Here is a 26,879-nt window from a genome sequence, read left to right on the forward strand (position 1 = left end):
CCGCCCCTTGCCGTTCCCATGGGCACGTTCCTACGGGCACGGGAAGGTGCGCGAGGCGGGCAGCGCTTCGGTGATCCACGCCCGGTCGCGGGCGATCTCGTTCTCCCCGGTCGCCCACGTGTCCGGGTGGGCCTGCTCGCCGGAGATGCCGACGAGCATGTGTGCACCGGCTCGGAGCGAGGGCTCGGCGCCGGTCTCCAAGGGGAAGGTGATCCGCTTTCGGCCCTTGTCGGGCTTGTAGTAGCGCGTCACGTCCAGGGTGACCCGGTCCTGGCCGGTACCGGGAACGGTCTCGACCTCGGTGACGATGCCCTCGACGACGATCCGGGCGCAGGCGAGATACCCGGCGTGACCGAGCTTGGCGTCCTCGTCCGCGTGCTCCCGGCCGGCGGAACCGTCGGCGGCGGACGTCGCGCCCTGGTCGCCACCGCCGTCCATGCCGCCGCTCTGGACGACGAGCCAGCCCATGCCGATCACGAGACCGGCACCGACGGCCGCCACGAGGCCCTTCAGGGCCGCGTCCCAGGGCTTGCGCCGGTCGCGGCGCGCGGACAGCGACGCCACGGATGCGCCGCCTCCTGCCGCCGGTCCTGGCTCGGGGTCCTGCTCAGTGATCTCCTCGGGGTCCCGTTCGGGCCCGGCGAGTGCCTGTCCGATGAGGCCCAGCTGCTCACGCAGCAACGCCACGTCGGCGGTCGCCGACCGGTACTCGGCCTTGAAGGCCTCGTCCGCCAGGGCATCGTCCGTCGGCGCCTCGCCGGTGATCACTGCCATCAGCGCTGCCTCGTCGTGCCCGTCCCTGTCGTGTTCGGCGGTCACGTCACACCACCTCGTCCTCGTGCAGGCGGGCGCGCAGGGCCCGTACCGCCGTGTGCAGCCGGCTCTTGACCGTGCCCTCCGGGACGCCGAGCTGCTCGGCGATGGACCGGACCGGCAGGTCGGCGTAGAAACGCAGCACGACCACCTGCCGCTGGGCGTCGGGCAGCTCGTCCAGGCCCTGGGCGACGGCGACGGACAGCACACTGCTGTCCTCGCCGGAGGGGTGCGCCGGCTGCCGCAGGGCGGCCAGCCGCTCCCCGAGCCGCTCCTGGCGGCGCTTGGCCCGATGCCAGTCCATCGCCAGGTTGGAGGCGACGACCGCCGCCCACGCCGAGACGTCCCGCGGTGCCTCCCGGCCGCTCGCGGCCCGCTCCAGCAGCCGCAGGCGGACCTGCTGCACCCCGTCCGGCAGGTCCGCCTGCGGTACCCCGCCGAGCGCGAGCACCGCCCGCACCCGGCGCTCCTGCGCCGGGTCCAGTGGATCGGCCTCGCCCACCGGGTCGTCGCCGGTCCCGGCGTGCGCCTCCCGGCCGCGCCGCGCCCTTCCGCGCAACAGCACAAGCCACCCCCCTCGCCGTGTTTCTCCTACGACGCCGGTACGGCCCGGAACGTTCGGTCGCCGGCACGGCGAGTTCCGCCGAGGCGGCAGAGGCGTACATCACACTTCCGTGTGGCCGAGACCGACATGGGCAGGCGAGCTTGCGGCGCACGACCCCTGCCGGACGAATTCCTCCAGCTCAGCGGGGTTGACACCGCAGGTCCGCAACCATCGGGCGGGACGGGCCGTCCCACTCTTCGGGCAGACCGGGGAAAGAAGTGGACAGGCGGACCGTGGTCGGCCGCATGATGGAAAAGCCTCGGCCAAGCAACGAGCACGTGAAGAGACGCAGGAGAGGGAGTCACCGTGAGGGTCGGAATCGTCGGAGCCACCGGACAGGTGGGCACGGTCATGCGCAGGATCCTCACGGAGCGGAACTTCCCGGTCACGGAGCTGCGCCTGTTCGCCTCGGCCCGTTCCGCGGGAACGGAGCTGGACGGCGTGACGGTGGAGGACGCGGCGACCGCCGACTACACCGGCCTGGACATCGTGCTGTTCTCCGCGGGCGGTGCCACGTCCAAGGCGCTGGCCGAGAAGGTCGCCTCCCAGGGCGCCGTGGTGATCGACAACTCCTCCGCGTGGCGCAAGCACCCGGAGGTCCCCCTGGTCGTCTCCGAGGTCAACCCGCACGCGATCGCGAACCGCCCCAAGGGCATCATCGCGAACCCGAACTGCACGACCATGGCCGCGATGCCGGTCCTGCGTCCGCTGCACGACGAGGCGGGCCTCGAGGCCCTGGTCGTCGCCACGTACCAGGCGGTCTCGGGCTCCGGCCTCGCGGGCGTCGCCGAGCTGCACGGCCAGACGCAGAAGGTCGTCGCCGAGGCCGAGAAGCTCACCCACGACGGTGAGGCGGTGGACTTCCCGGAGCCGGGTGTCTACAAGCGCCCCATCGCCTTCAACGTGCTGCCGCTGGCGGGTTCGATCGTCGACGACGGCCTGAACGAGACCGACGAGGAGCAGAAGCTCCGCAACGAGTCCCGCAAGATCCTGGAGATCCCCGGGCTGAAGGTCTCCGGCACCTGCGTGCGCGTCCCGGTCTTCTCCGGCCATTCCCTCCAGATCAACGCCCGCTTCGCGCGTCCGATCTCCCCGGAGCGCGCGACGGAGCTGCTGAAGGACGCCGCCGGCGTCGAGCTCTCCGACATCCCGACCCCCCTCCAGGCCGCCGGCAAGGACCCGTCCTACGTCGGCCGCATCCGCCGCGACGAGACGGTGGACAACGGCCTGGCCCTCTTCGTCTCCAACGACAACCTCCGCAAGGGCGCGGCCTTGAACGCGGTGCAGATCGCGGAGCTGGTGGCGGCGGAGCTCTCGGCCGAGTAACGGACAGCACGGCACGTCCGGGGCGGTCACCCACTGTGAGGTGACCGCCCCGGACGCCGTTCCGCCCGCTTCGGGAGCGGCGGCTGACGGACGCGGCGCTCAGCCCTCCTGGGGCCTGCGCACCTCGTACAGGAAGCAGCCGTACTCGACGGCCCGGACGTGGACGAGCGCCACGGCCGGGTCCGCGAACGCCTCGGCGAAGGCCGTCTCGAACCCTGCGGGCTCCGTGACCAGCTGCCCGCCCAGGATGTGGCCCTCGGCCGAGTAGCGGCGGACGGTGCGGTGGGAGCCGGTGAAGGGGAGGGCGTCACCGGCGGGGCCCGCGCACTCCTCGGCGTGCACGAAGACCGGGCCCTGTTCGTCGTAGGCGCCCGGGGCGGCGCCGGTTTCGGCGGCCCAGCGGCGCAGGGGGGCGTAGGAGACCAGCGCGATGCGTTCGCCCGGCTCGCTGCGGCGCAGGCAGCAGCGGAGGGGGGCGCCGCCCTCGGCGTCGGTGAAAGGGGCCGCGGGACGGCCCGCGTCGTCCGCCGTGCGCAGGTCCCTCAGGGCCCGGGGGGCGATGGGGCGTGCGGTGTACGTGGTCGTCATCATGCTCATCAGGCTCACTCGCGCGAGGCCCGCCCACCGGCGGAATCCGGACGTCGCGTCCGCCCGGACCCTCGCCTCCCGAGGGGTATCCCTAGGAGAGTCCCGGGTCGTCGCCTGACGCCGAGCCGCCGTGGAAAGATGGCGCAACCCACCCATAACGAGGAGATGACCGCGTGCCTGGCACAAACCTGACCCGCGAAGAGGCGCAGCAGCGGGCGCAGCTGCTCGCCGTTGACTCGTACGAGATCGAACTCGATCTCTCCGGCGCGCAGAAGGGCGGCACCTACCGGTCCGTGACCACGGTGCGCTTCGACGTGACGGCCGAGAACGGCGCGGAGTCGTTCATCGACCTGGTGGCGCCGGCCGTGCACGAGGTGACCTTGAACGGGGACTCCTTGGACCCGGCCGAGGTCTTCGCGGACTCCCGGATCGCGCTGCCCGGACTGCTCCACGGGCGCAACATCCTCCGGGTCGTCGCCGACTGTGCGTACACCAACACCGGCGAGGGCCTGCACCGGTTCGTCGACCCGGTCGACGACCAGGCCTACCTCTACACCCAGTTCGAGGTACCGGACGCCCGCCGGGTGTTCGCGAGTTTCGAGCAGCCGGATCTGAAGGCGACCTTCCAGTTCACCGTGAAGGCACCGGAGGGCTGGACCGTCATCTCCAACTCGCCGACGCCCGAACCGCGGGGCAGCGTCTGGGTGTTCGAGCCGACCCCGCGCATCTCGACGTACATCACGGCACTGATCGTCGGCCCGTACCACTCGGTGCACAGCGTGTACGAGAAGGACGGCCAGTCCGTCCCGCTCGGCATCTACTGCCGCCCGTCCCTGGCCGAGTACCTCGACTCGGACGCCATCTTCGAGGTGACCCGGCAGGGCTTCGAGTGGTTCCAGGAGAAGTTCGACTACGCGTACCCGTTCGAGAAGTACGACCAGCTGTTCGTGCCGGAGTTCAACGCGGGCGCGATGGAGAACGCGGGCGCGGTGACCATCCGCGACCAGTACGTCTTCCGGTCCAAGGTGACGGACGCGGCGTACGAGACGCGCGCGGAGACCATCCTGCACGAGCTGGCCCACATGTGGTTCGGCGACCTCGTGACCATGGAGTGGTGGAACGACCTGTGGCTGAACGAGTCGTTCGCCACGTACACCTCCATCGCCTGCCAGGCCGCCGCGCCCGGCTCGCGCTGGCCGCACTCGTGGACGACGTTCGCGAACTCGATGAAGACCTGGGCGTACCGGCAGGACCAGCTGCCCTCCACGCACCCGATCATGGCGGACATCCGCGACCTGGACGACGTGCTCGTCAACTTCGACGGCATCACGTACGCCAAGGGCGCCTCCGTGCTGAAGCAGCTCGTCGCCTACGTGGGCGAGGACGAGTTCTTCCGGGGTGTGCAGGCCTACTTCAAGGCGCACGCCTACGGCAACACGCGCCTGTCCGACCTGCTGGGGGCGCTGGAGGAGACCTCCGGCCGCGATCTGAGCACCTGGTCGAAGAAGTGGCTGGAGACGGCCGGCATCAACATCCTGCGCCCGGAGATCGAGACGGACGCCGACGGTGTCGTCACCTCCTTCGCCGTCCGTCAGGAGGCCCCGGCCCTGCCCGCCGGCGCCAAGGGCGAGCCGACGCTGCGACCGCACCGGATCGCCGTCGGCCTGTACGAGCTCGACGACGCCGGCGGCAAGCTGGTCCGCGACGAGCGGATCGAGCTGGACGTGGACGGCGAGCTGACGGCGGTGCCGCAGCTGGTCGGCCGCCGCCGCCCGGCCGTGGTCCTGCTCAACGACGACGACCTGTCGTACGCGAAGGTCCGTCTGGACGAGCAGTCCCTGGCCGTGGTCACGGAGCACCTGGGCGACTTCGAGTCCTCCCTGCCGCGCGCCCTGTGCTGGGCGTCGGCCTGGGACATGACCCGCGACGCCCAGCTCGCGGCCCGCGACTACCTGTCCCTGGTGCTGTCCGGCATCGGCAAGGAGTCCGACATCGGCGTCGTGCAGTCGCTGCACCGCCAGGTGAAGCTGGCGATCGACCTGTACGCCGACCCGGCCGCCCGCGAGGCGCTGCTGGCCCGCTGGACCGACGCGACGCTGGCGCACCTGCGGGCGGCGGCGCCGGGCAGCGACCACCAGCTGGCGTGGGCGCGCGCGTTCGCGGCGACGGCCCGCACGCCGGAGCAGCTGGATGTGCTGGACGCGCTGCTGGACGGCTCGCAGACCATCGAGGGCCTGGTCGTCGACACGGAGCTGCGCTGGGCGTTCGTGCAGCGGCTCGCGGCGGTCGGCCGGTTCGACGAGGCGGAGATCGCGGGCGAGTACGACCGTGACCGTACGGCCGCCGGTGAGCGCCACGCGGCCACGGCCCGGGCGGCCCGTCCGACGCCGGAGGCCAAGGCGGAGGCGTGGGCGTCGGTCATCGACTCCGACAAGCTGCCGAACGCCGTGCAGGAGGCGGTCATCGGCGGTTTCGTCCAGACCGACCAGCGCGAGGTGCTCGCCCCGTACGCGGACCGGTACTTCGAGGTGGTCAAGGACATCTGGGAGGCCCGCTCCCACGAGATGGCCCAGCAGATCGCCGTCGGCCTGTACCCGGCGGTGCAGGTGTCCCAGGAGACCCTGGACAAGACGGACGCGTGGCTGGCGTCCGCCGAGCCGAACGCGGCCCTGCGCCGCCTGGTCTCGGAGTCCCGCGCGGGCGTCGAGCGCGCCCTGCGGGCCCAGCGGGCGGACGCGGCGGCCGGCCGGTAGGCCGCATCGCATCGCGAAGCGGTGGGGCGCTCAGGCGCCCCACCGCCTCTGCTCGGCCGGCCCTGACAGGCGTCAGGCGTCCACCGTGTGCCGCAGATTTTTGCGAGCGTTCCCTCCGGGGAAGCCGGAGGTGCGCGACGGCCGGGTGACGAACTGCCCCGCCACCGTCGCGCCGAACGCCAGCCCCATACCGACCAGTTGCACCGGTGTCAGCGCCTGCCCGAGCGCCGCCCAGCCGACGACGGCCGCGGTCAGCGGGGAGAGCGGCCCGAGGAAGGTGACCTGGGTGGCGGTCATGCGGCCGATGCCGCGGAACCACAGCCAGTACGCCACCGCCGTGTTCGCGAGGGCCAGGTAGAGGTAGCCGCCGACCGCCCGGCCGTCCAGCGCCGGCGGGGCGCCCTCGACCAGGAAGGCGAGCGGCGCGATGAGCAGGCCTCCCGCGGTCAGCTGCCAGCCGGTCAGCGCCAGCGGGCCGACGCCCTCGGGGCGCCCCCACCGCTGGGTGAGCACGGTGCCGGTCGACATCGACGCCGTCGAGGCGACGGCCGCCAGCAGACCGAGCGCGTCCAGCGCCCCGGCCGCCCGCAGGACGACGAGGCTGACGCCGAACGCGGCCACGGCCCCGGTCAGCAGCGTGCGCGCCGACGGCCGCTGCCCGAGCAGCAGCACCGAGAGGCCGGCCACGAACAGCGGACCGGCCGAGCCGACGACCGCCGCCAGACCGCCGGGCAGCCGGTACGCGGAGAGGAACAGCAGCGGGAAGAAGGCGCCGATGTTCAGCGCCCCGAGCACCGCGGCCTTCCACCACCAGGCACCGCGCGGCAGCACCCGGGCGAGGGCGAGCAGCAGCAGGCCGGCGGGCAGGGCGCGCACCAGGGCGGTGAACAGCGGGCGGTCGGGCGGGAGGAACTCGGTGGTGACCGCATAGGTCGTGCCCCAGGAGACGGGAGCGAGGGCGGTGAGGGTGATGAGAGCGGCACGGGAAGCGGCCATGGCGGGCACCCTTCAAGTAGGTCGGTGGAAAGTAGCTTACTGCTAAGCAACTTTCAGTCAAGCTACTTTCTTGCGGGTGACCGAGAGGCGGCCGATACTCGTGGCATGAGCGAACGCCCCGGGCAGCGCAGGGACCCCGTCGACGCGATCATCGACCAGTGGGCGACGGTCCGGCCCGACCTCGACACTGCCGCCATGGAGGTCTTCGGCCGGATCAACCGGCTCTCGCACGCGATCGGCGAGCGGGTGGGGAAGGCGTACGCGACGTTCGGGATCTCCCGGGGGGAATTCGACGTCCTGGCGACCCTGCGCCGCTCCGGCGAGCCCTACACGCTCTCGCCGCGGCAGCTCTCCGCGACGCTGATGCTCACCACCGGCGGCATGACGGGACGCCTGGACAAGCTGGAGCGGGCGGGACTGCTGCGCCGCTCCCCCGACCCGCACGACCGGCGCGGGCTGCACGTCACGCTCACCGACGAGGGCCTCGGGCTGGTCGACGAGGCGGTCGGGGCGGGGCTGGCGGTCCAGACGGAGGCCCTGTCCGCCCTGGGCGGACAGCGGGCCGGTCAGCTGGCCGACCTGCTGCGGGAGCTGTTGGCGGGGACGGACAGGTCCTGACACGTCGAGGGCGCCGCCGCGGTCATCGCGACGGCGCCCTCGACGAGGAACGCTGCTCAGGCCTTGACTTCGCTCTTCGCGTCGGCCTTGGTGGTGATGTTGGAGCTGGTGGGGTCCTTCTTCTTGTGCGTCTTGTCGCCGACCATCACCAGTCCGGCGATGACCAGGTAGAGCACGATGGGGGCCACGACGAAGAGGCCCAGCGTCTCGATGACGCTCAGGCCCGGGCCGGGGTCGTCACCGTCGTCGCGGGTGAGCGCGCTCGCGGGGGACGACATGAGCAGCATCATCAGCGTCGTACCGGCTGCCAGGGCGCCGGCGCGCAGGGCGTTCTTCTTGTCCACGGTGTCAAAGTATCCAACGCCGGTCGGGCATGCGCGCCCGGGGTGCCGTAAGAGGCCCTCGCCTCATGAGCCGCCCTCCCGGAGCACCTCCATCAGCGCGCGCAGCCGCGGCGAGGCCGCCAGGTCCTCCAGCGTCACCGGCCGCCCCTGCGCGTCCGCGATCGGCAGACGCCAGTTCGGGTACTGGTCCCAGGTTCCCGGGAGGTTCTGCGGGCGCCGGTCGCCGACGCCGTCCGGGAGCCAGACGCCGATCATGCGGGCCGGGGTGCGCAGCAGGAAGCGGTGGACGGCCTGGATCTCGGCCTCCTCCGAGGAGGCGTCGCTGCCGCCGCCGGTGCCGTGCAGCAGGCCGAGCCGGGAGAGCAGGGTCAGCCACTCCCCCGCGTCGGCGGCGGCCTCGGCGCGCTCCTCCTCCAGCGGGCGGGTCAGTAGCCCCAGGCTGTCGCGGAGCTCGACGTGCTCGCCGGTGAGGCGGGCGGCCGTGGAGGGCAGGTCGTGGGTGGTGGCGGTGGCCAGGCAGTCGGCGCGCCAGCGGTCGGGGGGCAGGGGGCGGCCGTCGCCCTCCCAGTCGCGTTCGAACCACAGCACGGACGTGCCGAGCACCCCGCGCTCGCGCAGTGCCTCACGGACGCCGGGCTCGACCGTGCCGAGGTCCTCGCCGATCACCAGCGCCCCGGCCCGGGAGGCCTCCAGGACGAGGACGGCGAGCATGGCCTCGGCGTCGTAGCGGACGTAGGTGCCCTCGGTGGGCGGGTGGCCCTGCGGGACCCACCAGAGGCGGAACAGACCCATGACGTGATCGATGCGCAGCGCCCCGGCGTAGCGGAACAGGGCGCGCAGCAGCTCGCGGAACGGGGCGTAGCCGGACTCGGCCAGGCGGTCGGGGCGCCAGGGCGGCAGGCCCCAGTCCTGGCCACGGGCGTTGAAGGCGTCCGGTGGGGCGCCCACCGACATGCCGGCGGCGAAGTACTCCTGCTGCGCCCAGGCGTCGGCGCCGCCGGGGTGTACGCCGACCGCGAGGTCGTGCACGATCCCGACGGGCATCCCGGCCTCGCGCCCGGCGCGCTGCGCGGCGGTCAGCTGGGTGTCGGTGAGCCAGGCGAGCCGGGACCAGAAGTCGACCCGGTCCATGAGGCCGTTGCGGGCCTGGACGGTCTCGGCCGAACGCGGGTCGCGCAGGCCGGTCGGCCAGCGGTGCCAGTCGGAGCCGTGCACCTCGGCGAGCGCGCACCAGGTGGCGTGGTCCTCCAGGGCCTGGCCCTGCCCGGCGAGGAAGTCGCAGTAGGCGGCGCGCCGGCCGGGGCCGAGGGGAACCTCGCCGAGCAGCTCCAGCGCCTCCCGTTTGAGCTCCCACACGGCGTCCCGGTCGATCAACGCGCCCTTGTCCAGCACCCCTTCGCGCAGCCGGCCGGATCGCTCCCGCAGGACGCGCAGGCGTTCGGGGTCCTCGACGTACGCCGACTCGGGGATGTCCTCGATGCGCAGATGCACGGGATCGGGGAAGCGGCGCGAGGACGGGCGGTACGGGGAGGGGTCGGTGGGGGCTCCGGGCACGGCCGCGTGCAGCGGGTTGACCTGGACGAACCCGGCGCCCAGCGAGCGCCCGGCCCAGCCGGCCAGCTCGGCGAGGTCACCGAGGTCGCCCATGCCCCAGGAGCGGCGGGACAGCAGGGAGTAGAGCTGGACGAGGAGTCCGCGGGAGCGTCCGGCGGGGGTGGGCAGGCGGGGCGGGGCGACGATCAGGTGGGCGCTCGCGGTGCGGCCGTCGGGGGTGGTGGCGGTCAGCCGGTGGACGCCCGCCGGGAGGCCGTCGGCGGAGGCACGGCTCTCGCCCTGCTCGGTGTCGATCCGCAGCCGGGTCCCCTCGGGCAGCGCGGCCAGGGCGGCCGGGGGGCTGCCGCTCCAGCCGACCACGGTCGGCGGGAGAAGCCGTTCACCCACTTCGCGCTCGCGGGCCGCGAGCGCGGCGCTCACGGCGCCGGGCGTGCTCGCGTCCACGCCGAGGGCGGCCAGGGTCAGGGTGAGAGCGGTGGCCGAGGCCGCGACCGTGCGGTCCGGGGACGGGCTGTAGGACGTGGCGACGCCGTGCAGGGCGGCGAGGCGGGACAGGTCCTCGGAGGGTGGGTCGGCCGGCCGGGGTGCGGTCATCTACATCCTCGAGTGATCCGGGACGAAGGCCGGGGGCTCGCTGGTCAGAGGGGCGGCTTCGGCGAGCGGCGGCTCACTGGTGAGGGGCTCGGCGTCGGGCAGCGGGGGCTCGCTGGTCAGCGGCAGTTCGGTGTGGGTGCTCTCGGAGCTGAAGACGCAGTAGCGGGGGTCGGCATAGTGGGAGTCGTCGAGGTCGGCGGACGGATCCGCCACGGGTTTGGACGGGGCCGGGAGCGGAAGGAAAGTCATCGCAGCCACGGGGGCCTCCTTGTCGGTACGGCTTGCAACGGGTCATCGCAGCCCTACCCAGTCGACGCGAAGGCAGACACCACAGGCCGAACATCGTGCTTCTGCTCACATTCCACTCTCCTCCACACAGTCCAGATTCCGGCATTTCACCCACAACGGCCACTCTCGTTGACACCTTCACCGCACGGGTGGTGGGCTCGTTCCGCCGGTCGAACGCATCTGGAGGGGGCCTGTGGGACTGCGGCGTGGAAAGCGGGCCGCGGCCCTCGCGGTCGTCGTCGCCGGGAGCCTCGTCGGCCCGCCCGCCGCGACGGCGGCTCCGCCGGCCCCGGGCACGACCGCGACTCCGACCCCCGCCACCACCGGACCTGAAATCTCCGTCCGGCCGCGCCCGCAGTCGCTGCGCGCGAACGGCGCCCCGGTCGCCGTGCCGGACGACGTGACGCTGATCACCGACCCGCAGGCGGACCCCCACGCCGTCGAAACCCTTCGCGAGCTGCTGCGGCAGGCCGGGGCCCGCCGGATCACGGACACGGCCGGGCCGGGGGCCCTGGTCGTGCGGGCGCGGACCGAGCCCGTCCGCCGGGGCGACCGCCACACCCTGCCCTCCGGGGGCTACGAGCTGTCCGTGGGCCGGGGCGGCATCTCCCTCACCGGCACCGGTGAGGACGGCCTGTTCCACGCCGTGCAGACCCTGCGGCAGCTCCTGCGCCCCGACCGCACGATCGCGGCGGCCGTGGTCCGCGACTGGCCCGGCACCGCCGTCCGCGGCATGACCGAGGGCTTCTACGGCACCGCCTGGACGCACCGGCAGCGGATGGGGCAGCTCGACTTCATGGGGCGCACCAAGCAGAACCGCTACCTGTACGCCCCCGGCGACGACCTCTACCGGCAGGCCCGCTGGCGTGAGCCCTACCCGGCGCGGCAGCGGGCGGCCTTCCGGGAGCTGGCCGAGCGGGCGCGCCGCAACCACGTCTCGCTCGGCTGGGCGGTGGCCCCGGGCCAGGCGATGTGCTTCGCGTCGGACGCCGATGTGCGGGCGCTGACGCGCAAGCTGGAGGCGATGTGGGCGCTGGGTTTCCGGGCGTTCCAGCTCCAGTTCCAGGACGTCAGCTACAGCGAGTGGCACTGCGGGGCGGACGCCGACCGGTTCGGCTCCGGCCCCGAGGCGGCGGCGCGGGCGCAGGCCCGGGTGGCGAACGCCGTGGCCCGGCACCTGGCGCGGCGGCACCCCGGCGCCGCCGCGCTGTCCCTGATGCCGACCGAGTACTACGAGGACGGCACGACCGACTACCGGCGCACGCTGGCGCACGACCTGGCCGCGGGCGTCGAGGTGGCGTGGACGGGCGTCGGAGTGGTGCCGCGCACCATCACGGGCGGCGAACTGGCCGACGCGCGCGAGGCGTTCCGGCACCCGCTGGTCACGATGGACAACTACCCGGTCAACGACTACGACCCCGGCCGGCTCTTCCTCGGCCCGTACCGGGGCCGGGAGCCGGCCGTCGCGACCGGCTCGGCCGCGCTGCTCGCCAACGCGATGCAGCAGCCGGAGGCGTCCCGCATCCCGCTGTTCACCGCCGCCGACTACGCCTGGAACCCGCGCGCCTACCGCCCCGGGGAGTCCTGGCGCGCCGCGATCGCCGACCTCGCGGGCGGGGACCGGCGCCGCGAGCAGGCCCTGGCCGCGCTCGCCGGAAACGACGCGTCGTCGGTCCTGGGTGAAGAGGAGTCGGCGTATCTGCGCCCGCTGACCGAGGCGTACTGGCGGTCCCGCACGGCCGGTGGCGCCGACGGCGACGCCGCGCGGCGACTGCGCGAGGCCTTCGCCGTGCTGCGCGAGCTGCCCCGGCGGCTGTCCGGAACCGGCCTCGGCTCCGAGGTCGCCCCCTGGTCGAAGCGGCTGGCGTACTACGGCGAGGCGGGCACGGCCGCGCTCGGCATGCTGGACGCGCAGCGCGCCGGGGACGCGGCGGCGGCCTGGACGGCGTACCGCAGGCTCGGTGCGTTGCGGGCCCGGCTGGAGTCGGCGCCGGTCGAGGTCGGCACGGACGTGCTGGACCCCTTCCTGCGGCGGGCGCAGAAGTCGTACGCGACCTGGTCGGGCATCCACCACGAACCGCCCCGCAACCCCGGCGGCGGACGCACCCTGCGCCTCCCGCAGCCCCGGGCACTGACCGCCGTGACGGCCCTGACCGAACCGGGCACCGAGGGCGGCGTCGAGGTTCACGTGCCGGGGCAGGGCTGGCGAGGGGCGGGCCGGCTGGACCGGTCCGGGGCGACCGAGGTGCGGCTCTCGGCGCACGCCGACGCCCTGCGGGTCACCGGCCCGGCCCCGTCCCGCGTCCACCACCTCATCCCCTGGTTCACCGACTCCCCCGCCACCTCCCTCGGCCTGCCCCGCGACCGCGTGGACGTGGAGAGGGGCCGTACGGAGCGGCTGACGGCCCGGCTGAGCTCGCTGCGCCCCGCCGACGCCCGCGGCCGGCTCACCGCCGAGGCGCCCGAGGGCGTCCGGGTCCGGGTACCGAAGGGCGAGCTGACCGTGCGGCGCGGCACGACGGTGGAGGTCCCGGTCGAGGTGACCGTGGAGCGCGGCACCCCGATGCGGTCCTACGACGTCCGGCTCGGGTTCTCGGGAGCGGACCGCACCCTCACCGTCCGGGCCGTCCCGCCCACCGGCGGCCCCGACCTGGCCCGCACCGGCACCGCCCGTTCCTCGGGCGACGAGACGCCCGACTTCCCCGCGTCGGCGGCGAACGACGGCGACCCGGACACCCGCTGGTCGTCCCCGGCCGACGACGGCGCCTGGTGGCAGGTCGAGCTGACCCGCCCGGCGCGGCTCGGCCGGGTCGGGCTGCACTGGCAGGACGCCCACCCCTCGGCGTACCGCGTCCAGGTCTCCCCGGACGGCCGCCGCTGGCGCACCGCGGCCGCCGTCCGGGACAGCCGGGGCGGCCGGGAGAGCGTCCGCATGGACGAGAAGGACGTGCGCTTCGTGCGCGTGCAGGGCGACAAGCGGGCGACGCCCTACGGGTATTCGCTGTGGTCGGTGGAGGCGTACGCCGTCACGGACTGAACCCTTCGGAGGTTCGGCGACGAACTTCTTCGGCGCTCACTATTCACTCAGTACATGTACTCAGTACATAATGATCGGCATGAGCACCCGCCACATCCTGCTGGGCCTGCTCGCCTCGGGTCCGAGCCATGGCTACGACCTCAAGCGACGCCACGACGAGCGCTTCCCGCAGGCCCGCCCACTGGCCTACGGGCAGGTCTACACGACCCTGCAGCGCCTTGTGCGGGACGGTCTCGCCGAGGTCGACGGCACCGACTCGGACGGCGGCCCGGAGCGTACGACGTACCGGGCGACGGAGGAGGGGACGCACGAACTGGCCCGGTGGGCCGGGGAGATCGCGCCGCCCGCGCCCTTCGTGGCGAACGAGATCTTCGCCAAGGTCGTGGTCGCGATCCTCTCGGGCGACGACCCGGCCGGGTACCTGAGCGTCCAGCGCGCCGCGCACATGGAGCGGATGCGGGAGCTCACTGCGGTGAAGGCCGCCCAGGGAGCCGATCTCGCCACCGTGCTCTCGGCGGACTACGCCCTCAACCACCTCGACGCCGACCTCCGCTGGATGAACACCACGGCGGCCCGGCTCACCATCCTGACCGCGGAGGTCGACGCAGCATGAGCAGACCCGTGCCCCTTCTCACGGCCGGTGGTCTCACCAAGGCGCACGGCCGGACACCCGCCCTGCGCGGCGCGTCAGTCGCGCTGCACGCCGGCGAGATCCTCGCGGTGACCGGCGCGAGCGGCAGCGGGAAGTCGACGCTGCTGCACTGCCTGGCCGGCATCGTCCGCCCGGACTCGGGCTCGGTGACCTACGACGGCCGGCGGCTGGAGGACCTGCCCGAGAAGCGGCTGAGCGAGCTGCGGCGCACCGAGTTCGGCGTGGTGTTCCAGTTCGGGCAGCTCATCCCCGAGCTGACGGTCCTGGACAACGTCGCCCTGCCCCTGCTGCTGGCCGGCACCGACCGGGCCGGCGCCCGGGCCCGGGCCGGTGAGTGGCTGGAGCGGTTCGGGGTGCGGGGCCAGCAGGACCTGCGCCCGGGCGAACTCAGCGGCGGCCAGGCACAACGGGCCGCGCTGGCCCGGGCCCTGGTCACCGGCCCGCGCGTGGTCTTCGCCGACGAGCCGACCGGCGCTCTGGACTCGCTGGCGGCAGAGCAGGTCATGACGGCCCTGGTCCACACGGCCCGCGAGTCGGGCACCGCCGTGCTGCTGATCACGCACGACGCCCAGGTGGCGGCCTACGCGGACCGGGAAGTCCAGCTGCGGGACGGGGCCGTGGCGGCGCTGGGGGTGACGGCGTGACGTCGCTCCGGGCCGATCTGCGCCTCGCCTGGGAACTCACCCGCGGCTCCGACCGCGGCGAATGGTGGCGGGTGGCCCTCACGGCGACCGGCGCGGCGCTCGCGACCGGGTTCGCCCTGGCCGCCGTCGCCCTGGCGTCGCTGCGCGGCATCCACGACGTGCCCGTCGGCGCGGGGCTGCTGGACCAGCCGGGTACGCGATCGGGCGTGATCGTCAGTCTGGTGCTCCTGCTCGTGCCGGTGCTCGGGTTCCTCGGTCAGTGCGCCCGGATCGGGGCGGTGCACCGCGACCGGCGGCTGGCCGGGCTGCGGCTGGCCGGGGCGACGCCCTGGCAGGTGCGGCGGATCGCCGCGCTGGAGACCGGACCGGCCTGCCTGCTGGGCTCGGCGGTCGCCACGGTCTTCTCGGTGCTGCTCCTGCTGCGCCTGTGGAACCGGCCCACCGCCCTGGCCTGGACGGGGATCGCCCTGGTCGCCGTCGCCGTACCGCTGCTGGGCGCGGCGGCGGGCGCGCTGGCGCTGCGCCGGGTGGTGGCCTCGCCCCTCGGCTGGGTCCGCAGGGTCGCGCCGCGCACCGGGCGGGGCCCGGGCCTGCTGTTCCTGGCCGGGTTCCTGCTCGTCGCGGTGCTGGCACTGCTGGCGACGGCCACCACGACGGCCGCGGCCAACCGGCCGGACGGCGAGTGGTATCTGACGCTGACGGGCGCGATCCTCGCAGTCGGTGCGGGCGCGGTGTGGCTGTCGGGGGTCGCCGCGAAGGCGACCGGGCGGATCCTCGCCGTCCGGGCCCGGTCGGCGGCGACGCTGATCGCGGCGGAGCGGCTGCGCGACGACCCCTGGTCGGCCGCCCGCACCCACGCGGCGGTACTGCTGGTGACGGTCGTGGGGACCGGCTTCATGGGCATCCGGCAGGTCATGGGCGAAGTGGTGCGCACCCGGAAGTTCTCCGCACCCGCGTCCTACTACCTCACCGGCCTCGACCTCACCGGCGCCGCCATCGGCATCGCGCTGGTGATCACCCTGTCCGGTCTCGCCGTCGGCACCGCCGAGTCCCTGGCCACCCGCCGCAGGGGCCTGGCCGCTCAGGCCGCCGCCGGGGTGCCGCAACGGGTGCTCGGCCGGGCCCTGCTGCTGGAGACCGCGCTGCCGCTGGCGCCTGCGGTACTGCTCGCCGGCCTGGGCGGGACGGCCGTCGGCACGTGGTACGCCCTGCTCGTCGGCCGGCCGGTCCCCTGGGGCATCACCCTGGTCCCCGTCGCCGTCTACGCCGCCTGCCTGCTGGCCGCAGCCACCGCGCTGCCGCTGCTGCGCCGATCGGTGCGGCCGGGGGAACTGCGGTATGCGTAGGCGCTCCCCATGACGGACCGGCCCGGGGGAACGGGGGTTCCCCGGGCCGGTCGGCAGGCCGCATGCGGCAATGCGAAGGCCCGGATCGTCGTCAGGCGGAAATGCCGTCGATCCGGGCCATGGCGTCCTCCGCGCCGTACGGCTGCAAGTACGGCAACCAGCGCGGATCCCTGTGGCCGGTCCCGATGATGCGCCAGGCCAGGCCGGACGGCGGGGCGGGTTTGTGACGCAGCCGCCAGCCGATCTCGAAGAGGTGGCGGTCGGCCTTCACGTGGTTGCAGCGGCGGCAGGACGCCACCACGTTGTCCCAGACGTGCTTGCCCCCGCGGCTGCGCGGGATGACGTGGTCGACGCTGGTTGCGACGCCACCGCAATACATGCACCGGCCCCCGTCGCGGGCGAACAGCGCCCGGCGGGTCAGTGGAACGGGCCCCCGATAGGGAACCCGGACGAATCGCTTGAGCCGGACCACGCTGGGTGCGGGGACTGTGACGGTCGCGCTGTGCAGATAGGCGCCGGACTCCTCGAGGCAGACGGCCTTGTTCTCGAGGACGAGGACGAGCGCGCGGCGGAGCGGTACGACACCTAGCGGCTCGTACGACGCGTTGAGGACCAGGACATGCGGCACGGATGCCTCCTTGGACGCCGGCGGCGCGTGGCTCGCGCCGGGACGATTCGTAGCCAGTCTCCCCTCATGCCTGGTGGCAGCGCCACCATGTCCCCGTAACGGGCTGGGAGTGTTTTCGACCACATCCCATTCATCCCCCGGACCGTGGCCTGTTCAAGCCCAGGTGAGCACGGTCTCTCCTTCACACATCCCGCGATAGCACACACAATGCCCCGTTAGTGTGGTGGTTCTGCCCCTTCGGTGACCCAGTCGTGACCTTGACCCCCCTGAACCACCTCGCCGGGGCAGACCGCTGCACCTGGAGGTACCTGCCGTGTCCTTGTCCCTTGCGGACGCCGTCCTGATGGCCGCCGACCCCTCACCGTCGCCGACCCCCTCGGAGACGCAGTCCCCGAGAGTGCCTTCGCTCGAGGACGCCCAGGAGAGCGCGACGAACGCCGCCGGCTGGGTCGAGCAGAACTGGTCGACGTGGCTCGCGATCGGCCTCAGGGTCCTGCTCATCGTGGTGATAGCCGCGGTGCTGAGGGTCGTCGTACGACGGGCGATCACCAAGCTGATAGACCGCATGAACCGGACCGTCCAGTCCGTGGACGGCACTGCGCTCGGCGGGCTGCTCGTCAACGTCGAACGCCGTCGGCAGCGCTCGCAGGCCATCGGCTCGGTGCTGCGCTCGGTGGCGTCGTTCCTGATCATCGGCACCGCCGCGCTGATGATCCTGGGCACCTTCCAGATCAACCTCGCCCCGCTGCTGGCCTCGGCCGGTGTCGCCGGTGTGGCGATCGGTTTCGGCGCCCGCAACCTCGTCACCGACTTCCTCTCCGGTGTCTTCATGATCCTGGAGGACCAGTACGGCGTCGGCGACACGATCGACGCGGGCGTCGCCTCCGGCGAGGTGATCGAGGTGGGCCTGCGGGTGACCAAGCTGCGCGGTGACGGCGGTGAGATCTGGTACGTCCGCAACGGCGAGGTCAAGCGCATCGGCAACCTCTCCCAGGGCTGGGCCACGGCCAATGTCGACGTCACCGTCCACGCGGGCGAGGACCTGGACAAGGTCAAGGCCACTCTGGACGAGGTCGCCGAGAAGATGGGCGCCGAGGAGCCCTGGAACGAGCTGCTGTGGGGCCCGATCGAGGTGCTCGGCCTGGACAGCGTGCTGCTGGACTCCATGGTCGTGCGCGTCACGGCCAAGACGATGCCCGGCAAGTCCCTGACCGTGGAGCGCGAGCTGCGCTGGCGCATCAAGCGGGCCTTCGACGCGGCGGGCATCCGGATCGTCGGCGGCGCCACGGCCCCGGTGGAGGAGCAGCCCGTCGACCCGACGGCGGGGATGGCCGCGCCGTCGGTGTACGCGAACGCGACGTCCCCGCAGTCGGCGGCGGCGTCCCCGCTCGCACCGCCCGCGCCGACGAGCACCACGAAGTAGCCCGTCACACCCTGGGGAGAGGGCGGCGTCCGGTCCTGCCGGGCGCCGCCCTCTTCGCATGTCCGGATGGCGGCAGGCCGTCCCCTGTTGACGCCCGCCCGGTACCGGGCCTACCTTCCTCCCATCGATAGGAAACTTTCCTAACAGTTATCCGGAGCACCCGAGGGAACGGTCGTCCGATGGACTTCCCCGGCTGATCACTGAGAAGCTGAGCAGCCGAAGGGCAGGTGTGGACACGCATGGCAGGAACCGCCGGCACGCCGGGCACCCCACGCGTCCTGCGCGCCATGAACGACCGGGCCGCCTTGGACCTGCTGCTGGAGCACGGACCGCTGTCCCGCACCCGGATCGGCAAGCTCACCGGCCTGTCCAAGCCGACCGCGTCCCAGCTCCTGGCCCGCCTGGAGGCGGCGGGGCTCGTCCTGGCCACCGGCACCACCGAAGGCCGGCCCGGCCCGAGCGCCCAGCTCTACGAGGTCAACCCGGCGGCCGGTCACGCCGCCGGACTCGACGTCACCCCCCAGCGGATCCTCGCCGCGGTCGCCGACATCACCGGCCGCACGGTCGGCCGTCACGAGCTGCCCACCCCCGGCAGGCGCACCGGCACCCCGGTCGTCCAGCAGGTCACCGACGCCCTGGACGGCGCGGTGAAGGCCGCCGGTCTCGCCCGGGCCGACATCCACCGCCTCGTCATCGGCACTCCCGGCGCCTTCGACCCCACCACCGGCCGGCTGCGCTACGCCTCCCACCTCCCCGGCTGGCACTCCCCCACCCTGCTGGACGAGCTCGCCGCCGCCCTGCCGATGCCGTTCGAGTACGAGAACGACGTCAACCTGGTCGCACTCGCCGAACAGCGCCTGGGAGCGGCCCGGGGACACGCGGACTTCGTGCTGCTGTGGAACCAGGAGGGCCTGGGGGCCGCCCTGGTGCTCGGCGGACGGCTGCACCGCGGCTGGACCGGCGGCGCAGGCGAGGTCGGCTTCCTGCCGGTACCGGGCACACCCCTGGTCCGCCAGGTCACCAAGGCCAACAGCGGCGGCTACCAGGAGCTGGCCGGCTCCCAGGCCGTCCCGCGCCTGGCCCGCGAACTCGGCATCGACGACGTCCCGCAGGGCCCGCACGCCGAGGCCGCCGCCGAGCTGGTGGCCCGGGCGGCGCAGGCCGGCGACGACGCCCACCGCCACCTCCTCCAGACCTACGCGACCCGGCTGGCCACCGGCCTGGCCTCCCTCGTCTCGGTCCTCGACCCCGAGCTCGTCGTACTGAGCGGCGCGGTCCTCACCTCGGGCGGTGAGCCGCTGCGCGCCCTCGTCCAGGCCGAACTGGAAGAACTGGCCGCGTCCCGCCCCCGCCTGGTCGTGGGCGACGTCCGTGAACACCCCGTGCTGCGCGGCGCACTGGAGAGCGCGCTCGCCACCACGCGCGACGAGGTCTTCGACACCTCCCGCTGAACCACCCTCCCGCTGACCCCACCCCCCCTCCCCCCGGTGTTTCCCTTCTTCCCCCGTGCCTCAGGGAGCTCTGCCATGCCCAAAACATCCAGAAAAGCGACCTTCGCGCTCGCCGCCTCCGCCTCCCTCGCCCTCCTCGCCACCGCCTGCACCGGCCAGTCGGACGCCGGTGCGAGCGACGACGCGTCCAAGGAGACGACCCTCGACTTCTGGCACGCCTGGAGCGCGCCGTCGGAGGTGAAGGCCGTCAAGGACCTGGTCGCCGGATTCGAGAAGACGCACCCCCACATCCACGTCAACGTCGTCGGCAACATGACGGACGACAAGATGAACCAGGCCCTGCGCACCGGCGGCACCAAGGCCCCGGACGTGATCTCGTCGTTCACCACGAACAGCGTCGGAAAGTTCTGCTCCTCGGGGGCCCTGGTGGATCTCAACCCGTTCTTCGAGAAGTCGGGCATCGACCCACAGCAGACCTTCCCGAAGGCGATGAACGAGTACACCCAGTTCGACGGGAACCGCTGCGCGGTGCCCCTGCTGGGCGACGCCTACGGCCTCTACTACAACAAGACGGCGTTCAAGAAGGCCGGTATCGCCGCCCCGCCGAAGACCTGGTCGGAGTTCGAGCGGGTCGCCGAGAAGCTGACGATCCCCCGGGGCGACACGTACAAGCAGCTCGGCTTCATGCCGAACTACCACGGCTGGGAGACCACCACCGAGCACTACCTCGGCCAGTTCTCCCCCACGTACTTCGACAAGGACGGCAAGTCGAACGTCGCCAAGGACCCGGCCTTCGCGAAGGCGTTCAAGCTCCAGAAGAAGCTGGTCGACGCACTCGGCGGCTACCGCAAGCTGGAGACCTACCGCTCCGGGCTCGGCGACGAGTGGGGCCCCAAGCACCCCTTCCACACCGGCCAGGTCGCGATGCAGCTCGACGGCGAGTGGCGCCTGGGCATGGCCCTGGACAGCAAGCCGACGTTCGAGATCGGCGTGGCGCCGCTGCCCGTCCCCGACGACCAGGCCGACCAGTACGGCAAGGGGTACATCACCGGCACCATCGCCGGTATCGCGGCGACCAGCGAGAAGCAGAACGCGGCCTGGGAGCTGGTGAAGTACATGACCACGGACACGGACGCGGTGGTGAACTTCTCCAACGCCATCCACAACGTGCCGTCGACCCTGGCGGCCCTGAAATCCCCCAAGCTGACGTACGACCCGCGCTTCAAGACGTTCCTGGAGATCGCCGCGAACCCGAACTCCACCACGGCCCCGGCCTCCGTCAACGGCGGCGTCTACCTCACCACGATCCAGCAGTTCGGCTACGACTACGAAAGCGGCAAGGCCACCGACCTCGAGGCCGGCCTGAAGAAGACGGCCGCGCAGATCGACACGGACATCGCGCAGGCGAAGTAGGCGACGAGCACGATGAGCACCTCCACACTGCGGGCGAAACACCGCCGCTCGACCCTGCGCACCCTCGCGTTCCTCTCCCCCTGGCTGATCGGCTTCACGGTCTTCTTCGCCTATCCCCTGATCTCCACCGTCTACTTCTCCTTCATGCGCTACGACGGCTTCAAGCCGCCCGCGTGGAGCGGCACGAAGAACTGGGCGTACGTCGTCGAGCACTACCCCCTCTTCTGGCCCGCCCTGCGCAACACCCTGTGGCTGGTCGTCATCATGGTCACGCTCCGGGTCGCCTTCGGCCTGGGCGTGGGCCTGCTGATCACCAAGATCAGGACGGCCACGGGTGTCTTCCGCACCCTCTTCTACCTGCCCTACCTCGCTCCGCCCGTGGCGGCCACGATGGCCTTCGCGTTCCTCCTCAACCCCGGCACGGGCCCGGTCAACTCGATCCTGGAGAAGACCGGGCTCCCCGCCCCCGGCTGGTTCAACGACCCCACCTGGTCGAAGCCGGCCCTGACCCTCCTGGCCCTGTGGGGCATCGGCGACCTGATGGTCATCTTCATGGCCGCCCTGCTCGACGTGCCGAAGGAGCAGTACGAGGCGGCGGAACTGGACGGCGCGGCCCCCTGGCAGCGCTTCCGCTACGTGACGCTCCCGAACATCTCGCCGATCGTCATGTTCGCGGTCGTCACGGGCGTGATCCAGACGATGCAGTACTACACCCAGCCGCTGATCGCCGGGAAGGTCGCCTCGGGCGTGATCCAGGGCGCGGGAACGCAGTTCGAGCCCGGCTACCCCGACAAGTCGACCCTGACCCTCCCCCAGCTCGTCTACAACCTGGGCTTCCAGCGCTTCGACTACGGCTCCGCCTGTGTGGTCGCCCTGGTCCTCTTCGCCCTCTCCATGGCCTTCACGGCACTCCTGATGCGCCGCAGGGGCGGCCTGATCCAGGCAGGTGAACGATGACGCAGGTACTCGACCAGCCCCTGGAGCTGAAGACACCCCCTTCGCCGGCGGAACGCACGGCCCACCGCAGGGCCTTGCTGGAATGGATCGCGGTCCACTCGCTCGGCGTCGCGGCGGCCCTCTTCTTCGTCCTCCCGTTCGTCTTCGTCTTCCTCACCTCCCTCATGAGCGACAGCCAGGCGCTCAGCCGCGACCTGATCCCGCACACCTGGGAGTGGGGCAACTACGCGAAGGTCTTCGACACCCCCGGCTTCCTCACCTGGTGGAAGAACACCCTGATCTACGCGGGCCTGGGCACGGTCCTCACGGTCGTCTCCTCGATCCCCGTGGCCTACGCCCTGGCCAAGTTCCGCTTCCGCGGCCGCAACCTGGCCCTGATGCTGGTCATCTCGATGATGATGCTGCCGCCGCAGGTGGTCATCATCCCGATGTACCTGTTCTGGGCGAAGCAGCTGGACCTGTCCGGTTCGCTCTGGCCGCTGATCATCCCGATGGCGTTCGGCGACGCGTTCTCGATCTTCCTGCTCCGCCAGTTCCTCACCACGATCCCCGACGAGTACGTGGACGCGGCCAAGGTGGACGGCTGCGGCGACCTGCGCACCCTGATCAAGGTCGTCCTCCCGATGGCCAGACCGGGCGTGGCCGCGGTGGCCCTCTTCCAGTTCTTCTACGCGTGGAACGACTACTTCGGTCCCCAGATCTACGCCTCGGAGAACCCGGGCGCCTGGACGCTCTCCTACGGCCTGGAGTCGTTCAAGGGCGCCCATCACACCGACTGGAACCTCACCATGGCCGCCACGGTGCTGGTCATGGCCCCCGTGATCCTCGTGTTCTTCTTCGCCCAGAAGGCGTTCGTCGAGGGCGTCACGCTCACCGGAGTAAAGGGTTAGACACACATGAAACTCACCGTGGTCGGCGGAGGCTCGACCTACACCCCCGAACTCGTGGACGGCTTCGCCCGCCTGAGGGACACCCTGCCCGTCGAGGAACTGGTCCTGATGGACCCCGCCCAGGACCGCCTCGATCTGGTGGGCGGCCTGGCCCGCCGCATCTTCACCCGCCAGGACCACGCGGGCCGCATCACCACGACGAGCGACCTCGACGAGGCCGTGGACGGCGCGGACGCGGTCCTCCTCCAACTCCGCGTCGGCGGTCAGGCGGCCCGCGAGCAGGACGAGACGTGGCCCCTGGAGTGCGGCTGCGTGGGCCAGGAGACCACCGGCGCCGGCGGCCTCGCGAAGGCCCTGCGCACGGTCCCGGTCGTCCTGGACATCGCGGACCGCGTACGCCGCCGGAACCCGCACGCCTGGATCATCGACTTCACGAACCCGGTGGGGATCGTGACCCGCGCCCTGCTCCAGGCCGGCCACAAGGCGGTGGGCCTGTGCAACGTGGCGATCGGCCTCCAGCGCAAGTTCGCGGCCCTGCTGTCCGTGGAGCCTTCCGTCATCCACCTGGACCACGTGGGCCTGAACCACCTCACCTGGGAGACGGCCGTACGCCTGGGCGGGCCGGAGGGCGAGGACGTCCTGCCCAACCTGCTGGGCGAGTACGGCGACACGATCGCGGCCGACCTCCGCCTGCCCCGCCCCCTGCTCGACACCCTGGGCGTGGTCCCCTCCTACTACCTGCGCTACTACTACGCGCACGACGAGGCCGTACGGGAACTCGGGACCAAGCCGTCCCGCGCCGCCGAAGTGGCCGAGATGGAACGCCGGTTGCTGGCCCTGTACGCCGACCCGGCGCTGGACGAGAAGCCGGAGCTGCTCGCCGAGCGGGGCGGCGCCTTCTACTCGGAGGCGGCGGTGGACCTGGCGGCGGCCCTGCTGGGCGGCGGCGGTTCGCCGTACCAGGTGGTGAACACGTACAACCGGGGCACGCTCCCCTTCCTCCCCGACGACGCGGTGATCGAGGTCCAGGCCGCCGTGGGTGCCAAGGGCGCGTCCCCCCTGCCCGTACAGCCCGTGAACCCCCTCTACGCCGGTTTGATGACCAACGTCACCGCCTACGAGGACCTGGCCCTCCGGGCCGCCCTGCGCGGCGGAAGGGACCGCGTCTTCCGCGCCCTCCTCGCCCACCCCCTCATCGGCCAGTACGCGTACGCCGAGACGCTCACCGACCGGCTGATCGCTCACAACCGGGAGCACCTCGCGTGGGCCTGACCGCACGTGTCCTCGCCATCGACGCGGGCAACAGCAAGACGGACGTCGCGGTCGTCACGGCGGACGGGGACGTCCTCGCCACGGCTCGCGGGGGCGGCTTCCGCCCCCCGGCCGTGGGCGTGGACACGGCCATGGACGACTTGGCCGCGACGGTGGCGCAGGCTCTGGCCACCGCCGGGCTCACCTCGGTCACCCACGTCTCGGCGTGCCTGGCGAACGCCGACTTCCCCATCGAGGAGGAACAGTTGGCGGCGGCGCTGCGGGCACGCGCGTGGGGCACGACGGTGACGGTCCGCAACGACACCTTCGCGATCCTGCGGGCCGGTGCCGGCGAACCCCGCGGCGTGGCGGTCGTCTGCGGCGCGGGCATCAACTGCGTGGGCATGCGCCCCGACGGCCGCACCGCCCGCTTCCCGGCACTCGGCCGGGTCTCGGGCGACTGGGGCGGCGGCTGGGGCCTGTCCGAGGAGGCCCTCTGGCACGCCTCCCGCGCGGAGGACGGCCGCGGCGCCCCCACCGCCCTGTCCCGCACCCTCCCCGCCCACTTCGGCCTGCCCTCCGTGTACGCCCTCGTCGCGGCGCTGCACCTGGAGCGCATCCCGGCGCCCCGGCGCCACGAACTGACCCCGGTCCTCTTCGCCACGGCCGCCGACGGTGACGCGATCGCCAGGACGATCGTGGAACGCCAGGCCGAGGAGGTGGTCTCCATGGCCGTCGTCGCCCTGACCCGCCTGGACCTCCTGTCCGAGGAGACCCCCGTCCTCCTGGGCGGCGGCGTCCTGGCGGCCGGGCACCCCCAACTCAACGACCGCATCGAGCACTTGCTGATCGCCCGCGCACCGAAGGCCGTACCCCGAGTGGTGACGGCCAGCCCGGTCCTCGGCGCGGCACTGCTGGGACTGGACCACGTCGGAGCGAAGGAAGGGGCACAGGAGAAGCTGCGGACGTACTACGACGCCTAGGGTCTGTCGTTTGGATCAGGTCGCAGACGCGGGGCGCGCCACAAGTCCGGGAACCGAACCAACTCCCCGTACGTGTTCCTGGACGAGGGGTGCTGCAAGGGGTGGTGCATGGGGTGGTGCTCCACGCTGCGATCCGATCAAGATCCAGGCAAGGCCGGTGCGGATGTCAGTCCCGGCAGCGATACTTGCGGCGACGGATGACCATGGGGGAGGTCACAGTGACGTACACGCCGAAGAGCAGCCCGCCACCACCGGGCCGGGGCCTGCCCGTCCTGCCGGCGGTACCGGCACAGCCCGCGCCCCCGGCCCGACCCCCCGAAAACACCCCTGCGCCCTCGGCACCCCCGGCGGGCCCTCGCCGCACCGCCTTCGCCGAGGGCCTCGACCAGCTCCGCTCCGCCGCCACCACCGAACCCGGCCGCCTCCGCATCATCGGCGCCCTCCTGGCCCTCCTCGTCATCGCCTTCGGCGCTGTCGCCGCCTGGCAGATGACCGACCGCGCGGCCGCCGCCGACGACGTCCTCACGCGCAGCCAGCCGCTCAGCTCGGACGCCGCCGACATCTACCGCTCCCTCGCGGACGCCAACACCGCCGCCTCCAGCGGCTTCCTCGCCGGCGGCCAGGAGTCGGCGACCACCCGCGACCGCTACGAGCGGGACATCAGCACGGCCGCCGAGAAGCTGGTCAACGCCGCGGCCAACGCCGAACCGGGCTCCCCGTCCACGGCGACGATCGCCAAGCTCAACCGGCTCCTCCCGGAGTACAAGGGCCTGGTGGAGCGCGCCCGCACGTACAACCGCCAGGGCTTCCCCGTCGGCGGCGCCTACCTGCGCTACGCCAACGAGAAGATGCAGCAGCAGATGCTCCCGGCGGCGGAGGACCTGTACAAGAGGGAGAACCAGCGCCTCAGCGCGGACTACGCGGACGCCACGCCGTACCCCTGGGCGGCCATCGCCCTCGGCGTCGCCGCCCTGGCCGCCCTCGCCTGGGCCCAGCACCGCAACTACCAGCGGACGAACAGGGTTTTGAACCAGGGCCTGGTGGCCGCCACGGCCACGGCCACGGTCGTCCTCCTCTGGCTGGTCGTCGGCCACAGCTTCGCCCGCGCGGGCCTGAACGACTCCTACGACCACGGCGTCCGTTCCCTGAACGTCCTGCACGACGCGCGCATCGCCTCCCTCAAGGCCCGGGGCAACGAGAACCTGACTCTGGTGGCCCGCGGCGCGGAGACGAAGAAGGTCGGCGAAGACACCTACGACGCCTACGACTACGACTTCGGCACGGACATCAAGGCCCTCGCCGCCCACCTGGCGGCAGCGCAGAAGCTCGCCGACGACACCTCGGGCGAACGGCCCGTCAGCGCCGCCGTGGGCAACATGACGGAGTGGAAGAAGCGCCACACCGCGGCCCGCGAGCAGGACGAGAACGGCAACTACCAGCAGGCGCTGGACAGGGTCATCGGCGCCAAGGGCGCGACGGGCGAGTGCTTCGACAGCGTCGACGACAACCTGCGCACGGCACTGGCGCACGAGGAGACGGAGTTCAAGCGCGCGGCGGGCGACGGCCGCGACGCACTGACGGGCCTGCCGGCCGGCGCGGCCGTACTCGCGGTGCTGGGCGCCGCGGGCGCGGTCCTGGGCATCGGCCGCAGGCTGTCGGAGTACCGGTGAACGGGCCGGGGGCGAAGGGAGGAACGACCGTGCGAAACGCGCTCAGGGGCTGGGGC

General features: G+C 72.5%; 23 protein-coding genes. 15 read left to right on the forward strand and 8 right to left on the reverse strand.

Annotated elements, in window-relative coordinates; all coding sequences use genetic code 11:
- Positions 1-30 precede the first annotated feature (30 nt).
- Together ACIRDU_RS04855 and ACIRDU_RS04860 are read right to left on the reverse strand one after the other, a co-directional pair.
- Entirely contained in the window at positions 31-819 is a 789-nt protein-coding gene (locus tag ACIRDU_RS04855; RefSeq protein WP_403574458.1) for a hypothetical protein, read from the reverse strand.
- A gap of 1 nt (position 820) precedes the next feature.
- Positions 821-1,375 (reverse strand): RNA polymerase sigma factor, encoded by a 555-nt coding sequence (locus ACIRDU_RS04860; protein ID WP_403575157.1) that lies wholly within the window; start codon positions 1,373-1,375, stop codon positions 821-823.
- A 348-nt stretch (positions 1,376-1,723) separates the two neighbouring features.
- Here ACIRDU_RS04860 and ACIRDU_RS04865 point away from each other — a divergent pair, with 348 nt between their 5' ends.
- The gene (locus ACIRDU_RS04865; RefSeq protein ID WP_403574461.1) at positions 1,724-2,743 is read left to right on the forward strand and encodes an aspartate-semialdehyde dehydrogenase; all 1,020 of its coding nucleotides are present in this window, start codon (positions 1,724-1,726) and stop codon (positions 2,741-2,743) included.
- Positions 2,744-2,842: 99 nt separating this feature from the next.
- Here the strand turns inward: ACIRDU_RS04865 and ACIRDU_RS04870 are convergent, their stop codons facing one another.
- Complete coding sequence (locus ACIRDU_RS04870) at positions 2,843-3,331, reverse strand: DUF1203 domain-containing protein (RefSeq protein WP_403575160.1); 489 nt, start codon at positions 3,329-3,331, stop codon at positions 2,843-2,845.
- 173 nt (positions 3,332-3,504) lie between these two features.
- Here ACIRDU_RS04870 and pepN point away from each other — a divergent pair, with 173 nt between their 5' ends.
- On the forward strand, positions 3,505-6,084 hold the full coding sequence (gene pepN, locus ACIRDU_RS04875; protein WP_403574464.1) for an aminopeptidase N: 2,580 nt from the start codon (positions 3,505-3,507) through the stop codon (positions 6,082-6,084).
- Positions 6,085-6,156: 72 nt separating this feature from the next.
- Here the strand turns inward: pepN and ACIRDU_RS04880 are convergent, their stop codons facing one another.
- Positions 6,157-7,080: an EamA family transporter gene (locus ACIRDU_RS04880; RefSeq protein ID WP_403574467.1), complete on the reverse strand. Its 924-nt coding sequence runs from the start codon at positions 7,078-7,080 to the stop codon at positions 6,157-6,159.
- A gap of 105 nt (positions 7,081-7,185) precedes the next feature.
- Here ACIRDU_RS04880 and ACIRDU_RS04885 point away from each other — a divergent pair, with 105 nt between their 5' ends.
- Positions 7,186-7,698: a MarR family winged helix-turn-helix transcriptional regulator gene (locus ACIRDU_RS04885; RefSeq protein WP_403574469.1), complete on the forward strand. Its 513-nt coding sequence runs from the start codon at positions 7,186-7,188 to the stop codon at positions 7,696-7,698.
- A 56-nt stretch (positions 7,699-7,754) separates the two neighbouring features.
- Here ACIRDU_RS04885 and ACIRDU_RS04890 read toward each other — a convergent pair whose 3' ends face one another.
- The 3 genes from ACIRDU_RS04890 to ACIRDU_RS04900 all read right to left on the reverse strand — a co-directional run bounded on the left by ACIRDU_RS04890 (position 7,755) and on the right by ACIRDU_RS04900 (position 10,448).
- The gene (locus tag ACIRDU_RS04890) at positions 7,755-8,042 is read right to left on the reverse strand and encodes a hypothetical protein (protein WP_403574472.1); all 288 of its coding nucleotides are present in this window, start codon (positions 8,040-8,042) and stop codon (positions 7,755-7,757) included.
- Positions 8,043-8,105: 63 nt separating this feature from the next.
- Positions 8,106-10,190 carry a 4-alpha-glucanotransferase gene (gene malQ / locus ACIRDU_RS04895; RefSeq protein ID WP_403574475.1) on the reverse strand — a complete coding sequence of 695 codons (2,085 nt, stop codon included), beginning with the start codon at positions 10,188-10,190 and terminating at the stop codon, positions 8,106-8,108.
- The gene (locus ACIRDU_RS04900; protein ID WP_403574478.1) at positions 10,191-10,448 is read right to left on the reverse strand and encodes a hypothetical protein; all 258 of its coding nucleotides are present in this window, start codon (positions 10,446-10,448) and stop codon (positions 10,191-10,193) included.
- A gap of 223 nt (positions 10,449-10,671) precedes the next feature.
- On the opposite strand from ACIRDU_RS04900, the gene ACIRDU_RS04905 reads away from it, so the two are divergent.
- From ACIRDU_RS04905 to ACIRDU_RS04920, 4 genes are all read left to right on the forward strand, one after another.
- Positions 10,672-13,515, forward strand: a complete 2,844-nt coding sequence (locus ACIRDU_RS04905; RefSeq protein WP_403574481.1) for a beta-N-acetylglucosaminidase domain-containing protein — start codon at positions 10,672-10,674, stop codon at positions 13,513-13,515.
- A 79-nt stretch (positions 13,516-13,594) separates the two neighbouring features.
- Entirely contained in the window at positions 13,595-14,128 is a 534-nt protein-coding gene (locus ACIRDU_RS04910) for a PadR family transcriptional regulator (protein ID WP_403574484.1), read from the forward strand.
- Positions 14,125-14,811: an ABC transporter ATP-binding protein gene (locus tag ACIRDU_RS04915; protein WP_403574487.1), complete on the forward strand. Its 687-nt coding sequence runs from the start codon at positions 14,125-14,127 to the stop codon at positions 14,809-14,811. Before ACIRDU_RS04910 ends, ACIRDU_RS04915 begins: the two co-directional genes overlap by 4 nt.
- Positions 14,808-16,157 carry an FtsX-like permease family protein gene (locus ACIRDU_RS04920; protein WP_403574490.1) on the forward strand — a complete coding sequence of 450 codons (1,350 nt, stop codon included), beginning with the start codon at positions 14,808-14,810 and terminating at the stop codon, positions 16,155-16,157. The genes ACIRDU_RS04915 and ACIRDU_RS04920 overlap by 4 nt, the downstream gene beginning before the upstream one ends.
- Positions 16,158-16,248: 91 nt before the next feature.
- Here ACIRDU_RS04920 and ACIRDU_RS04925 read toward each other — a convergent pair whose 3' ends face one another.
- On the reverse strand, positions 16,249-16,785 hold the full coding sequence (locus ACIRDU_RS04925) for an HNH endonuclease (protein WP_033314199.1): 537 nt from the start codon (positions 16,783-16,785) through the stop codon (positions 16,249-16,251).
- 343 nt (positions 16,786-17,128) lie between these two features.
- Here ACIRDU_RS04925 and ACIRDU_RS04930 point away from each other — a divergent pair, with 343 nt between their 5' ends.
- From ACIRDU_RS04930 to ACIRDU_RS04965, 8 genes are all read left to right on the forward strand, one after another.
- The gene (locus tag ACIRDU_RS04930) at positions 17,129-18,208 is read left to right on the forward strand and encodes a mechanosensitive ion channel family protein (RefSeq protein WP_403575163.1); all 1,080 of its coding nucleotides are present in this window, start codon (positions 17,129-17,131) and stop codon (positions 18,206-18,208) included.
- A 239-nt stretch (positions 18,209-18,447) separates the two neighbouring features.
- Positions 18,448-19,659, forward strand: coding sequence for an ROK family protein (locus ACIRDU_RS04935; RefSeq protein ID WP_403574493.1), 1,212 nt, complete (start codon positions 18,448-18,450; stop codon positions 19,657-19,659).
- Between the two features lie 75 nt (positions 19,660-19,734).
- Positions 19,735-21,072 (forward strand): ABC transporter substrate-binding protein, encoded by a 1,338-nt coding sequence (locus ACIRDU_RS04940; protein WP_403574496.1) that lies wholly within the window; start codon positions 19,735-19,737, stop codon positions 21,070-21,072.
- Between the two features lie 12 nt (positions 21,073-21,084).
- On the forward strand, positions 21,085-22,029 hold the full coding sequence (locus ACIRDU_RS04945) for a carbohydrate ABC transporter permease (RefSeq protein ID WP_403574499.1): 945 nt from the start codon (positions 21,085-21,087) through the stop codon (positions 22,027-22,029).
- On the forward strand, positions 22,026-22,919 hold the full coding sequence (locus ACIRDU_RS04950) for a carbohydrate ABC transporter permease (protein WP_403574502.1): 894 nt from the start codon (positions 22,026-22,028) through the stop codon (positions 22,917-22,919). Before ACIRDU_RS04945 ends, ACIRDU_RS04950 begins: the two co-directional genes overlap by 4 nt.
- Before the next feature lie 6 nt (positions 22,920-22,925).
- Complete coding sequence (locus ACIRDU_RS04955) at positions 22,926-24,191, forward strand: 6-phospho-beta-glucosidase (RefSeq protein WP_403574505.1); 1,266 nt, start codon at positions 22,926-22,928, stop codon at positions 24,189-24,191.
- Positions 24,182-25,153, forward strand: a complete 972-nt coding sequence (locus tag ACIRDU_RS04960) for an N-acetylglucosamine kinase (protein ID WP_403574508.1) — start codon at positions 24,182-24,184, stop codon at positions 25,151-25,153. Before ACIRDU_RS04955 ends, ACIRDU_RS04960 begins: the two co-directional genes overlap by 10 nt.
- A 203-nt stretch (positions 25,154-25,356) precedes the next feature.
- Positions 25,357-26,823 carry a hypothetical protein gene (locus tag ACIRDU_RS04965; RefSeq protein WP_403574511.1) on the forward strand — a complete coding sequence of 489 codons (1,467 nt, stop codon included), beginning with the start codon at positions 25,357-25,359 and terminating at the stop codon, positions 26,821-26,823.
- The last annotated feature ends 56 nt before the right edge of the window (positions 26,824-26,879 follow it).

The organism is Streptomyces sp. NPDC093598 (assembly GCF_044764825.1).
GTDB lineage: Bacteria > Actinomycetota > Actinomycetes > Streptomycetales > Streptomycetaceae > Streptomyces.

Excerpts from the sequence above, each read along its gene's own strand:
- ACIRDU_RS04870 (WP_403575160.1), bottom strand. The coding sequence starts at position 3,331 with ATGACGACCACGTACACCGCACGCCCCATCGCCCCCCGGGCCCTGAGG.
- ACIRDU_RS04880 (WP_403574467.1), bottom strand. The coding sequence starts at position 7,080 with ATGGCCGCTTCCCGTGCCGCTCTCATCACCCTCACCGCCCTCGCTCCC.
- ACIRDU_RS04885 (WP_403574469.1), top strand. The coding sequence starts at position 7,186 with ATGAGCGAACGCCCCGGGCAGCGCAGGGACCCCGTCGACGCGATCATC.
- malQ (WP_403574475.1), bottom strand. The coding sequence starts at position 10,190 with ATGACCGCACCCCGGCCGGCCGACCCACCCTCCGAGGACCTGTCCCGC.
- ACIRDU_RS04910 (WP_403574484.1), top strand. The coding sequence starts at position 13,595 with ATGAGCACCCGCCACATCCTGCTGGGCCTGCTCGCCTCGGGTCCGAGC.
- ACIRDU_RS04915 (WP_403574487.1), top strand. The coding sequence starts at position 14,125 with ATGAGCAGACCCGTGCCCCTTCTCACGGCCGGTGGTCTCACCAAGGCG.
- ACIRDU_RS04930 (WP_403575163.1), top strand. The coding sequence starts at position 17,129 with ATGGCCGCCGACCCCTCACCGTCGCCGACCCCCTCGGAGACGCAGTCC.
- ACIRDU_RS04935 (WP_403574493.1), top strand. The coding sequence starts at position 18,448 with ATGGCAGGAACCGCCGGCACGCCGGGCACCCCACGCGTCCTGCGCGCC.
- ACIRDU_RS04940 (WP_403574496.1), top strand. The coding sequence starts at position 19,735 with ATGCCCAAAACATCCAGAAAAGCGACCTTCGCGCTCGCCGCCTCCGCC.
- ACIRDU_RS04945 (WP_403574499.1), top strand. The coding sequence starts at position 21,085 with ATGAGCACCTCCACACTGCGGGCGAAACACCGCCGCTCGACCCTGCGC.
- ACIRDU_RS04950 (WP_403574502.1), top strand. The coding sequence starts at position 22,026 with ATGACGCAGGTACTCGACCAGCCCCTGGAGCTGAAGACACCCCCTTCG.
- ACIRDU_RS04955 (WP_403574505.1), top strand. The coding sequence starts at position 22,926 with ATGAAACTCACCGTGGTCGGCGGAGGCTCGACCTACACCCCCGAACTC.
- ACIRDU_RS04965 (WP_403574511.1), top strand. The coding sequence starts at position 25,357 with ATGGGGGAGGTCACAGTGACGTACACGCCGAAGAGCAGCCCGCCACCA.